Here is a 12,402-nt window from a genome sequence, read left to right as displayed (position 1 = left end):
GGCCTGTCATTTCGACCGCAGGGAGAAGAGCCTCACAACGGCGAAGCCGGTCAATCCAGGCGGGGCTGCGCCGGGAGGATCTGCCGCCACCTGGTCGAAGATCCCTCGCTGCGCTCGGGATCACATCGGGAGTGATGTCTCACGCGCAACGCGGGTGGACGCCATGCCGCCCCGCCGCCCCCGTCAGGGGTCGACGCGACGTCGCAGCCACTGCGCACGCTGCGCCTGCGGCTGCGCCAGCAGTTCGGCCCTCAATGCCTCCCTCTCCTGCGGCGGCGTACGCTGGGCCAGCACCGCGAGGTCGTCGCGCGCCTGCGCCGGCAGTGCATGCAGTGCCTGCAGCAGCGCATCGCGGCCCTCCGGCGGCACCTGCGCGAACAGCGCGTGCAGCCGCGACCAGTCCGCGCCAAGCACCGGGCCGAGCAGCCAGCCGCGGGCGATGCCGGCATCCAGCGCGTCGAAGCGCGCACGCAACGCCTGCTGCTCGGCGACCGGCAGCGCCAGCCAGGCCTCGCGGGCGGCGCGCATGCGCTGGCGTTCGCCGTCGGGCAGGACGCGCCAGGCCAGCCACGCCTCGCGACGCTCGCGACGCATCGGCTCGGGAAGCGCCTCCCAGGCCTCGACGCGCCGCTGCAGCGCCTGCCGCTGCTCGGTCGTGAGCGCGGCCAGCCGCGCCGCGGCATCTCCAGCGGGCTGCGCGCCCGCACTGGCCGCGGCCAGCAGCAGCGCCAGCGCGGCGGCCGCCGACCGGCGTGGCCTACTGCGGCGCATCCACCTGCTCCTGCGATGCGGCATCGGCATCGACCGCGGTGGTTTCGGGCGGTGCCAGGGTGGCACCTTCCTGCGACAACGCGTCCACCAGCCAGGCGTCGAATGCCGGATCGGCATCGTCGGCGAAGGCGCCGCTCACCTGCGCGACAAGCAGGTCGAGGTCGCGATGGCTGGCCAGCGCACTGGCCGGGTCGAAGCGCGCGGCCGGCGCCGCCGCTGGCGGCAGGGTTTCAATACGGATGCGCGCATCGCCGTCTGGCTCCGCACCGGCAATCCACGGACCCCACCAGGTAGCTGCCAGCGCGCCGGCGGTCAACGCCACGACCGCCACGGTCGCCGGCCAGAGCCAGCCCGGCCGGCCGGGCTGGGGCGGCGTGATCGCGCGCACCGGTCGGGGACGCACCCCGTCGCGCAGCATCGCGATCGTCTCCAGCCGCTCCGCCGGCACCGCACGCACCGCCAGTTGCGCTGCCTGCGACAGCTCACGCCAGGCACCGGGATCGGCGCTGCCGTCCTGGCCACGGGGCAGCGCACGCTGCAGCGCAAGCCGGTAGGTGGGGCCAGCGATGCCGAGCACCGCCGCCGCCTCGGATTCGGCCAGGCCGGCCACCACCCGCAGCAGCAGGGCGGCGCGCGGGCCGCTTCCCAGGCTCGCCACCACGACCGGCACGTCGCCGGCTGCGGGCGTGGTGCCACGCAGTTGCGGCGCAGCCAGCAGCATCGCCCAGAACCGGCGCGGCCACTCGGCGAAGGGCATCGCCTGCGCGCCCCCCGCAAAGGCACGCAGGGTGGCGGCAAGGGCGGCATCGCCGGCGGCGGCGTCCCCGCCCTGCCATTGCGCGAACACCACGCCGCGACGTTCGACGCCGCGCAGGAAAGCGGTCAGGGCGGCACGCGCCGCGACGGGATCATTCAAGGACGGAAGACCGGTTTCCGGGCCCGGGGGCGGCCCGATGCGCGCCATCATACGGCGCCGCGCCGCGCCGGCCCTGGACTTGACGGCAGTCTCATTCGCTGATCCCGCTCAGGTTGCGGCGCAACACGTTGTGCACATGCGTCGCCAAAATGTCACATCGGCCATGCCGTGAAGCGCCTTGGTCTATGTGAAGGCTTTGTTTCACGGACAAACCATTGTTTTTCATGGTGAATATTGGACTGGCGATTTTTTGGCCAAGGCAGCTCTTCACGTAGATGGCGCGGCCAAAACGAGCCTGCAAAGGGCTTCGTGCACAGACTTATCCACACAAATTGTGGATAAGGGAAAATCCCTTCCCTGCCATCGACTTGCACGATGTACGTCCACCCGGGGACAACTTGGGCCCGCAAGTCGGGGCTTGTATCCCGCGCCGCGGGAAGGCGCACGCAGTCGCTAGACTTCGGCGGTGCCCGACGCCCTCACGCCCGTGTTCCAGGTCGCCCTGCCGCTGCCGCCGCTGCGGCTGTTCGACTATGCCGCCCCCCCAGGCCACGCCCCCGCCGCGCACGACATCGGCCGCCGCGTGCGCGTGCCTTTCGGTCCGCGCGAACTGGTCGGCGTGATCGCCGGCGTCGGAGTGGCCGCGCCGGCGCCGGAAGGTCGCCTGCGCCCGGTGCATGGCCTGCTCGACGAGGCCCCGCTGCTGCACGGCGAACTGCTCGAATCGCTGCACTGGCTCAGCCGCTACACCCACGCCCCGTTGGGCGAGATCCTGGCCACCGCCCTGCCGGCGTCGCTGCGCCGCGGCGAGCCGCTGCCCGACACCCACGCCTGGGCCTGGCGCCTGACCGAGTCCGGCCTCACCGCCCTGCCCGGCCTGCGCGCAGGCAGCCGGCCGAGGCGGCTGGCCGAACTGTTGCGCGAGAGCGCCCGCGGCGAAGACGCGCTGGCCGATTCGATCGACGAGTGGCGCAGCGCGGCCCGTGCGCTCGCCCGGCGCGGCCATGCCGAGCGCGTCGCCGTGCCCGCCTCCCAGCTCGCACCCGCTCCACAGCCGGGTCCGACCCCCAATGACGAGCAGCGCACGGCGATCGATGCGCTGCACGACGCGTCCGGCTTCGCTCCGATGCTGCTCGACGGCGTCACCGGCAGCGGCAAGACCGAGGTCTACCTGCACGCCATCGCCGACTGTCTTGCGCGGGGCCGCCAGGCGCTGGTGCTGGTGCCGGAGATCGGGCTGACCCCGCAGCTGCTGGGGCGCTTCCGCGCCCGCCTGGGCGTGCCCGTGCACGCCACTCACTCGGGCCTCAACGACGGCGAGCGCGCACGCACCTGGGCCGCCGCCTGGCGCGGCGAGGCGCGGGTGATCGTCGGCACCCGCTCGGCCGTATTCACGCCGCTGCCCGACGCCGGCCTGATCGTGATCGACGAGGAGCACGACGGCAGCTACAAGCAGCAGGACGGGATCCGATACCACGCCCGCGACTTCGCCCTGGTGCGCGGCAAGGCGCTGGGCGTGCCGGTGCTGCTGGGCAGCGCCACCCCCTCGCTGGAGACGCTGCACAACGCCGGCGCCGGCCGCTACGGCTACCTGCGCCTGTCGCGGCGTGCGGGCGACGCACAGCCGCCGGCGGTACGCGTGGTCGACGTGCGCAAGCGCGCGCTCGAGGCCGGCCTGTCGACGCAGATGCTCGACGCGATCCGTGCCGCGCTGGACGGCGGCGGGCAGGTGCTGGTGTTCCGCAACCGTCGCGGCTACGCGCCGGTGCTGCTGTGCCACGACTGCGGCTGGAGCGCGCAGTGCCCGCGCTGCGGCACCGCCGACCAGGGCCGGCCGATGACCGTGCACGCGCATGGCCGGCGCCTGCAGTGCCACCACTGCGGCCACCGCAGGCCGTCGCCACCTGCCTGCCCGGACTGCGCCAGCCTGGGGCTGCAGCCGCAGGGCGCGGGCACCGAGCGCATCGAGGAAGTGCTGGCGGCGAAGTTCGCCGACGTGCCTGTGCTGCGCATCGATCGCGGCAGCACCCAGCGTCGCGACGCGCTGGAGCAACTGCTGGGCGAACTCGGCGACCGCCCCGGCATCCTCATCGGCACGCAGATGCTGGCCAAGGGCCACGACCTGCCGGACCTGAGCCTGGTGTGCGTGGTCGGCGTCGACGAGGGCCTGTTCTCGGCTGACTTCCGCGCGCACGAGAAGCTGGCCCAGCTGCTGATCCAGGTGGCCGGGCGCGCCGGCCGCGCGCGCCGTGCCGGCGAGGTGCTGCTGCAGACCCACCATCCCGGCCATCCGCTGCTGGCGGTGCTGATCGCCGGCGGCTACCCGGCCTTTGCCGGCGACGAGATGGCCCAGCGCGAGGACGCCGGATTCCCGCCGTACGCGCACCTGGCGCTGCTGCGCGCCGAGTCCAAGCACGCCGAGCCGCCGCTGGCGTTCCTGCAGGCCGCGCGACGGCTGCTGGAGCCCGCATCTCCCGCGCGGGGCAGGCGCGCCGGCTCCACCGAGCCGCACGGGATTCAGGCCGAGCCGCTCTCGCTCAGCGGGCCGATGCCGGCACCCATGCCCAAGCGCGCGGGCATGCATCGCGCCCAGCTGCTGCTGGTGGCGTCGTCGCGACGCGGCCTGCATGCCGCGCTGCACGGCGCCATTCCCGCGATCCATGCGCTTCCCGAGGCGCGCAAGGTGCGCTGGTCGCTGGACGTGGACCCGATCGATCTCTACTGAGCGCCGGTCGCACCCGGAGCAGCCTTGGCCGGCGCTGCCTTGCCAGGCCGGCGGCGACGTCGCGCGTCGGCGTGTGGCCGTTCGCGCACCAGCACCTTCTGGCCTTCCCTGCGCACTTCGAACAGGTCCACCGCCTCGATCAGTGCGCTCAGGCTGCGGTAGCCGTAGTTGCGCGGATCGAACGAGCCCTGGTTGTTCAGATGGCTGCCTACCCCGCCCAGGTGTGCCCAGCCTTCGTCGTCGGCGACGGCTGCCACCGCGCCGCGCAACTGGTGCGCCAGGCCTGCGTCGCCCTTGAGTTCGCCCGAAGTCTGCGGCCGCACTTGGTCATCCGCCACGTCGCCGTCGTCGCCCAGCTTCTCCAGGTACAGGAAGGTCGAGCAGGCCTTCACGAACGGCAGCGGCGTCTGCTTCTGGCCGAAGCCGTAGACCGCGTAGCCGTCGTTGCGCAGGCGCATCACCAGCGGGGTGAAGTCGGCGTCGCTGGACACCACCGCGAACCCGTCCAGGGTGCGCGCGAACATCAGGTCCATCGCGTCGATCACCATCGCCATGTCCGAGGCGTTCTTGCCGGGCGAGTAGGCGAACTGCTGGATCGGCCGGATCGCGTACTCGTGCAGCACCTTTTCCCAGCCCGCCAGACTCTGGCTCTTCCAGTTGCCGTAGGCGCGGCGCACGTTGACCACGCCGTGGCGCGCGACCTCGTTGAGGATCGCGTCGATCTTCGATGCGGGTGCGTTGTCTGCGTCGATCAGCAGGGCGATGCGTTTTTCACTTTCGGCCATGTGCGTGTCTTCCTGCGATTGCAGGCCTCAGGGTAGCGCGGGCCCGCTGCGATCGTACGGGCTGCAACCAACACGGCAAGGCCACGGGGGATGCGCGACAATATGCGCTTCCCCGCATCGCCAGGCGCCGATCCGACATGCCGACCCAGCTCGAACAGCTCCGCTCCCTGTCCACCGTCGTCGCCGACACCGGCGACATCGAAGCCATCGCCCGCTTCAAGCCGATGGACGCGACCACCAATCCGTCGCTGCTGTTCAAGGCCGCCTCGCTGCCGGCCTACGCATCGCACCTGGAGCAGGCCGTGTCCGCCGCCAGCGGCAGCGGCGAGGCCAGGGTGGCCGACGCGGGCGACCGGCTGTCGGTCGCGATCGGCGGCGAGATCCTCAAGCTGATCCCCGGGCGCGTGTCCACCGAGGTCGACGCGCGCCTGAGCTTCGATACCGAGGCCACCGTGGCCAAGGCGCATCGCCTGGTGGAGCTGTACGACCAGGCCGGCATCGGCCGCGATCGCCTGCTGATCAAGATGGCCTCGACCTGGGAAGGCATCCGCGCCGCCGAGCGGCTCGAGCGCGAAGGCATCCACTGCAACCTGACCCTGCTGTTCTCGTTCGCCCAGGCCGTGGCCTGCGCCGAGGCCGGCGTGTTCCTGATCTCGCCCTTCGTCGGCCGCATCCTCGACTGGCACGTGGCCAACGGCATGGACAAGCCGGCCACGCCGCAGGACGACCCGGGCGTGCAGTCGGTCACCGGCATCTGGCAGTACTACAAGCAGCACGGCTACGACACGGTGGTGATGGGCGCGAGCTTCCGCAACACCGGGCAGGTGCTGGCGCTGGCCGGCTGCGACCGGCTGACGATCTCACCCGACCTGCTGGCGGCGCTGGAGGAATCCGATGCCACGGTGGAGCGCGCCCTGGTCGATGCGGGCGACCGCGGCCAACCGCCCGCAGCGCTCGACGAGGGGTCGTTCCGCTGGCAGCACAACGAGGACCCGATGGCGACCATGAAGCTGGCCGAAGGCATCCGCAACTTCGCCGCCGACCAGCGCAAGCTCGAAGCGCAGCTGGCGGCGAAGATCGGCTGACGCAGCTCCTCGGCCGCGACGCATGACCCCGACGCTGCCCCATGTGGTCATCGTCGGCGGCGGTTTTGCCGGGCTGTGGGCCGCGCGCGCACTCAAGGCCGCGCCGGTCTGCATCACCCTGGTCGATCGCGGCAACCATCACCTGTTCCAGCCGCTGCTCTACCAGGTCGCCACCGCCGGCCTGTCGGCGCCGGACATCGCCGCGCCGCTGCGCCAGATCCTGCGCCGGCAGAAGAACGTGGTCGTGCGCATGGCCACCGTGGTGGGCGTGGATGCCGATGGCAAGCGCGTCGGCCTGGCCGACGGCAGCGACATCGGTTTCGACTACCTGCTGCTCGCCAGCGGCGCCACCCATGCCTATTTCGGCAACGACCACTGGGCCGAGCACGCGCCCGGGCTGAAGACGCTCGACGACGCGCTCGACCTGCGCCGCAAGCTGCTGCTGGCCTTCGAACGCGCCGAATCGGCGACCGATCCCGCGGAGCGCGACGCCTGGTTGAGTTTCGCCATCGTCGGCGGCGGCCCGACCGGCGTCGAGCTGGCCGGCACCCTGGCCGAGATCGCACGCCACACCCTGCAGGGCGAGTTCCGCAACATCGACCCTGCGCGCGCGCGGGTGCGCCTGGTCGAAGCCGGGCCACGCGTGCTGTCGTCCTTCCCCGAAGATCTTTCGCAGCGTGCACGCGAACAGCTCGAGCGGCTCGGCGTGGAAGTGCTCACCGGCGATCCCGTGGAGGAGATCACGGCCGAGGGCTATCGCGTCGGCGGCCGGTTCGTGCCGGCCAGGACGGTGGTGTGGGCCGCCGGTGTTGCGGCCTCGCCGCTTGCCCGATGCCTCGGCGTGCCGCTGGATCGCGCCGGCAGGGTCCATGTCGAGCCCGACCTCTCCATTCCCGGTCACCCCGACATCTTCGCTGCCGGCGACCTGGCCAGCCTCGAGCGCGCCGACGGCAGGCCGGTGCCGGGCGTGGCGCCGGCCGCCAAGCAGATGGGCCGGCACGTGGCGAAGATGATCCGTGCCCGGCTGCAGCACGGGCAGTCCGTGCCGTTCCGCTATCGCGACGCCGGCAACCTCGCGACCATCGGCCGCATGGCCGCGGTCGTCGACCTGGGCGCGGTGCGCTTCTCCGGCATCCTGGCCTGGTGGTTCTGGCTGCTCGCGCACCTGTTCTTCCTGGTCGGTTTCCGCAACCGCTCGGTGGTGCTGCTCAACTGGTCGGTGGCGTACTGGACCTACCAGCGTGCGGCGCGGATCATCCTCGGCGGCGATGATCGAAGCGATACAGGGTAACGATCGACCAGGCCCATCGCGTGGCCGCCGCATCACGCGCCGCTGGGCTAGGATGGCGCGTCTCCCAGAGCAGTCCACGCATGATCGACGTCCCGATGCAGAACGTGCTGGTCGCGCTCGCGGTCACGACCGTGGCGGGCCTTGCGACCGGCTTCGGCGGCCTGCTGGTCTTCGCCTCGAAAACACCCAACGCACGCCTGCTCGCATTCGGCCTGGCCTTTGCCGGCGGCGCGATGGTGTACGTGTCGCTCGGCGAGATCCTAGCCAAGTCGATCGCTTCGTTCACCGCACAGTTCGGCGACAGGCTCGGATTCACCTGGGGCACGCTGTCCTTCCTGGCCGGCGTGCTGCTGATCGTGACGATCGATCGGCTGGTGCCCAATCCGCACGAGCGACTCGAGGTCGATGACCCCTACTTCCGCGAGCACAACCGCGATTACATCAAGCGCGTCGGCCTGCTGACCGCCATCGCGATCACCGCGCACAATTTTCCCGAAGGGTTGGCGACGTTCTTCGCCACGCTCGAGGATCCCCGCGTGGGCATGCCGCTGGCCTTTGCGATCGCGATCCACAACATCCCGGAGGGCATCGCCATCGCGGTGCCGGTGTATTTCGCGACCAACAACAAGGCCTACGCCTTCTTCGCCTGCCTGCTCTCAGGGCTGGCCGAGCCGATCGGCGCGATCATCGGCTACGTGCTGTTGCGCCAGTACCTGTCGGACGCGGTGTTCGGGGCGGTGTTCGGGGTGATCGCCGGGGTCATGGTGTTCCTGGCGCTGGACGAGCTGCTGCCGGCGGCCAAGCGCTACGCCAAGGGCCACGAGACGGTGTACGGCCTGGTGACCGGCATGGGCGCGCTGGCGATCAGCCTGGTGCTGTTCAAGTGGTGAGTCGCCGGATCGGGCGCAGCAACGCCTGAGCGTCCGGCCACGTTCGGCAAGGGCGGCCAGGTCAACTGAGCGGCCACGAAAAAGCCCGGCCGGAGCCGGGCTTTCCTGTGGGCCACCGCCGCGGCTCAGGCCGCGAACAGCGTCTTCATCTTCTTCAGCGCGTTGGCCTCGACCTGGCGGATGCGCTCGGCGGAGACGCCGTATTCGTCGGCCAGTTCCTGCAGCGTGACCTTGCTCTCGTCATCGAGCCAGCGACGCATGATGATGTCGCGCGAGCGCGCATCCAGGCGGGCCATGCCTTCGCGCAGCAGGCCGAGCTTGTTGTCCCGGCTGCTGCTGCGCTCGTAGGCCTGGGCCGGATCCTCTTCGCGCGCGACCAGGTAGGCCGCAGGCGCCGGCGGTGCGCGCTCGTCGTCCTCGTCGGACGGCGCATCGAAGCCGATGTCGCGGCCCGACAGTCGCGACTCCATCTCCAGCACTTCGCGCTCGGACACGTTCAGGTCCTTGGCAACCGCCCTGACCTCGGCGGCATTGAGCCAGCCCAAGCGGGTCTTGCTCTTGCGCAGGTTGAAGAACAGCTTGCGCTGCGCCTTGGTCGTGGCGACCTTGACGATGCGCCAGTTCTTGAGGATGAACTCGTGCATCTCGGCGCGGATCCAGTGCACCGCGAAGCTCACCAGGCGCACGCCGACGTCCGGATCGAAGCGCTTCACCGCCTTCATCAGGCCGATGTTGCCTTCCTGGATCAGGTCGGCCAGCTGCAGGCCGTAGCCGCTGTAGCCACGCGCGACGTGCACCACGAAGCGCAGGTGCGAGTGCACCAGCTCACGGGCGGCATCCAGGTCCTCGTCGTCCCGGTAGCGGCGCGCGAGCGCCTGCTCATCCTCGGTCGACAGGACGGCGATCTGGTGGACCGCGCCGATGTAGGCTTCCAGCGACCCGAGCGGAGTCAGACCGTTGAACGCGGTAACCGGCAGGTTGTTGGCAACGAGCGCTTGGGACATGGGCATGTTCATGGGGGGAGTTTAGCAGTCGGCATATATGACTGCTAAGACCTCGGGAAGTTCCCTAGCGTTGCGCTGCTGGAACGGGAAGGCAAGTCTCGCCCGAACACCGCGACGGGGCGGTGAACCGCCCCATCGCGCCCGAACGCCGGTTGCAAATCAACGATCTGCGCTTGGACATCCCTGACTAACCCGTTCAGGCTTGCTCCTGGCCGGCCCAATCCGCGTTGATCCGCCAAATCCGTGGCAAAAGCCTGCCCCACCAGCAGCACACTCCAGCAGGTCAAAACGACTGCGCGTAGCGGAAGTACAGGGTCCGGCCATAGGCGTCGTAGAGCTCGAAGTTCCAGGGCCGGCCGCGGACTTCCATCAGATCCGGGTAGCGGTCGCCGGCATTGTTCACGCCGACAGTGATGCTGCCCTCCCACGGCGCCCGGTAGGTCACCGACAGGTCGTGGGTGGTGTAGCTGCCCAGGCGCGAGTTCGGACCACCGCCGATGAAGCCGAACGCGGGCGTGCTGGCCGGATTTTCCTGCGAGTCGATGTGGTTGATGTTCCAATTCGCGGTCAGCTCGCCCAGCGTCCAGCTGTTGCGCAGGGTGGCGCGCAGGTCGGGCGACGAGATCCAGCCCAGGCGGTCCTTGACCGTGTCGCCGTCGGTGACGGTGAAGTCGAGGACCTTGGCCACCTGCAGCCAGTTCTCCAGCCGGCCGGCGTCGCCCAGCGTGTAGCGGGTGCGCAGGTTAAGGTCGAGGCCGCTCGTTTCCAGGTCGCCCTCGTTGGCATAGGCGGTGTTGACCTCGCTGATCGAGCCGTTCGAGCGCCGCACGACCGAGGTGCCGGTGGGCAGCGCGACGCCGGCGTTGTCGAAGTTGACCAGCTCCTGGAATTCGATCTGGCGGATGCGGTCCTCGACCTCGATCCGGTAGTAGTCCAGGGTCAGGTTGAGCCAGCTGGCCGCGTCCCAGGCCAGGCCGACGCTGGACTGGCGCGAGGTCTCCGATTCCAGGTCGAGGTTGCCGCTGGACCAGGTGTCGACCTGGTAGCTCACGTCGTCGCTCTGCGGCCCGTCGGCGATGTTGTCGCCGTTGGCGTCGCCGCCGCAGTCGGCCGGGCTGTAGCCGAGCACCACGCAGGTGCGGAAGTCGCCCACCTGCTCGGCCGAGAACGCGCGCTTGCCGTGCACGTAAGGCAGCGGCGGCGCGCGGAAGCCCTGGCCGGCCGAGGCACGCAGGGTCAGGTTGTCCAGCGGCTGCCAGCGCAGCGACACCTTGGGCGAGACGTCGCTTCCGTAGTCGCTGTAACGGTCGTAGCGCGCGGCCACGGTGACGTCGAAGCTGTCCACGATCGGGAACAGCCATTCGGCGTAGGCCGCGTAGATCTCGCGCGAGCCTGCCGCCGAATTGCCCGAAGAACCGGCGATCACCCCCGCCTCCGACAGCGAGTCGAAGATGTCGGCGTAATCTTCCTGCCGGTATTCCGCGCCAAACGCCACCACCGAGGTGCCGCCGCCCAGCTCGAACAGGTCGAGCGTGGCGTTGGCGTACAGCTCCTCGATGTCGAAGACGCCGTCGCGCGAGGTGGTGGCGGTGAAGCCCTTGATCACCTCCTCGGAGTTGCCGAACGGATCGAACAGGTTGTAGGAACCGTTTGCGACAGCGGCCTCGGCCAGCGGGGTGACGATGAAGCCGCGTCCGAGCTCCTTGAACCTGGCCTTGCTGCGACGCATGCCGAGGTCGACGTAGAGCTTCTCGGTGGCCTGCCAGTTGAAGCCCACGTTGATGTCGACGACGTTGTTGTCGACGAAGGTGTCCCGGTTGCCGGCCGCCGCGTAGCGGTGGTACACGAATGCGCCCAGGCCGTCGCCAAGCAGCGGATCGTTGGGCGATCCTTCCGGCACGTACAGCGCGCCCGGCGTGGGCGCATAGCGGCCAAAGCTGTCGGTCCCGCTGTAGCTGCCCGAGGCGTAGATCGACCAGTCCTCGTTGATCTGCCAGCTGCCTCGCGCGAACAGCGACTTGTTCTTCACCGAGGCTTCGTTGGCGGCCACTGCGTTGAAGTCGAACACGCAGTTCTCGCCGTTGCGCCAGAAGTTGGGGTCGTCGCAGGCATAGCCCGGCAGCGCCCCGCCGAACTCGCCCTCCTCGCCGGGATCGGTCGCGCTTTCAAAGTAGAAGTTGTTGCCATAGAACGAGCCGCCGCGCACGTCGCCACCGATCTGGTCGCGGGTGTACACCATCTCGCGCGAGTTGGCCGACGCGCCGAACAGCACGCTGCCGCGATCGGACGAGGTGCCGAACACCAGCGAGGCCTCTTCGGTATCGCCGCCGCGCACGGCCGGGGTGCCGATGCCGTAGCGGAACTCGGCGCCGTCGTAGTCCTTGCGCAGGATGATGTTGACCACCCCGCCGATGGCGTCCGAGCCATACAGCGCCGACGCGCCGTCGGACAGGATCTCGATGCGCTCCACCGCTGCCAGCGGGATGGTGTTGAGGTCGGCGTTGGTGCCCGTCGACGGCGCATACGGCACGCGACGCCCGTCCACCAGCACCAGGGTGCGGTCGGAGCCGATGCCGCGCAGGTCGATGTCGGCGGTGGCCTGAGCGGTGCTGCCAGAGCGCGGGCGGAAGTTGCCGAACGACGAGAAGGTGGTGTCGCGCAGCACGTCGGCCACGGACACGTCGCCGCTGGCGTCGATCGCGGCGCGATCGATCACGGTCAGCGGCACCGCGCCCTCGATGTCGGCACGGCGGATGCGCGAGCCGGTGACCTGGATGCGGTCCAGGGTCTGCGCTTCGGCGGGGGCGGCGTCCTGGGCGATGGCGGGAAGCGCGGGCAGCGCACAGGCAATGGCGATCGGCAGCGCCGCGAGCCTGCGGCCGCGCGATCGGAACGGGGATGTCATGTGGTTTCTCCGGATCTCGTTATGTGTGCG

9 protein-coding genes are annotated in these 12,402 nt (G+C 70.1%); 4 read left to right on the top strand and 5 right to left on the bottom strand.

Going from position 1 to position 12,402, the window contains the following annotated elements:
* Nucleotides 1–183 precede the first annotated feature (183 nt).
* The gene (locus ACW5DW_RS01875; RefSeq protein WP_457016998.1) at nt 184–771 is read right to left on the bottom strand and encodes a DUF3106 domain-containing protein; all 588 of its coding nucleotides are present in this window, start codon (nt 769–771) and stop codon (nt 184–186) included.
* Nucleotides 758–1,687, bottom strand: coding sequence for a hypothetical protein (locus ACW5DW_RS01870; RefSeq protein WP_457016997.1), 930 nt, complete (start codon nt 1,685–1,687; stop codon nt 758–760). Before ACW5DW_RS01870 ends, ACW5DW_RS01875 begins: the two co-directional genes overlap by 14 nt.
* A 466-nt stretch (nt 1,688–2,153) precedes the next feature.
* Here ACW5DW_RS01870 and ACW5DW_RS01865 point away from each other — a divergent pair, with 466 nt between their 5' ends.
* Complete coding sequence (locus ACW5DW_RS01865; RefSeq protein ID WP_457016995.1) at nt 2,154–4,412, top strand: primosomal protein N'; 2,259 nt, start codon at nt 2,154–2,156, stop codon at nt 4,410–4,412.
* On the opposite strand, the gene ACW5DW_RS01860 is transcribed toward ACW5DW_RS01865, so the two are convergent.
* Entirely contained in the window at nt 4,406–5,197 is a 792-nt protein-coding gene (locus tag ACW5DW_RS01860) for an NYN domain-containing protein (RefSeq protein ID WP_457016993.1), read from the bottom strand. The genes ACW5DW_RS01865 and ACW5DW_RS01860 overlap by 7 nt on opposite strands.
* Nucleotides 5,198–5,334: 137 nt before the next feature.
* On the opposite strand from ACW5DW_RS01860, the gene tal reads away from it, so the two are divergent.
* The 3 genes from tal (at nt 5,335) to zupT (ending at nt 8,463) form a co-directional block, all read left to right on the top strand.
* Nucleotides 5,335–6,282 (top strand): transaldolase, encoded by a 948-nt coding sequence (gene tal / locus ACW5DW_RS01855; RefSeq protein WP_457016991.1) that lies wholly within the window; start codon nt 5,335–5,337, stop codon nt 6,280–6,282.
* 22 nt (nt 6,283–6,304) lie between these two features.
* Complete coding sequence (locus ACW5DW_RS01850; RefSeq protein WP_457016990.1) at nt 6,305–7,573, top strand: NAD(P)/FAD-dependent oxidoreductase; 1,269 nt, start codon at nt 6,305–6,307, stop codon at nt 7,571–7,573.
* A gap of 80 nt (nt 7,574–7,653) precedes the next feature.
* Nucleotides 7,654–8,463 carry a zinc transporter ZupT gene (gene zupT, locus ACW5DW_RS01845; RefSeq protein WP_457016988.1) on the top strand — a complete coding sequence of 270 codons (810 nt, stop codon included), beginning with the start codon at nt 7,654–7,656 and terminating at the stop codon, nt 8,461–8,463.
* A gap of 125 nt (nt 8,464–8,588) precedes the next feature.
* On the opposite strand, the gene rpoH is transcribed toward zupT, so the two are convergent.
* The gene (rpoH, locus tag ACW5DW_RS01840; protein ID WP_457016987.1) at nt 8,589–9,479 is read right to left on the bottom strand and encodes an RNA polymerase sigma factor RpoH; all 891 of its coding nucleotides are present in this window, start codon (nt 9,477–9,479) and stop codon (nt 8,589–8,591) included.
* A 271-nt stretch (nt 9,480–9,750) separates the two neighbouring features.
* Nucleotides 9,751–12,372, bottom strand: coding sequence for a TonB-dependent receptor plug domain-containing protein (locus tag ACW5DW_RS01835; protein ID WP_457016986.1), 2,622 nt, complete (start codon nt 12,370–12,372; stop codon nt 9,751–9,753).
* Nucleotides 12,373–12,402 lie beyond the last annotated feature (30 nt).

The sequence above is a fragment of the Luteimonas sp. A482 genome (genome assembly GCF_054072655.1).
This window is presented reverse-complemented; position numbering and strand designations above follow the sequence as displayed.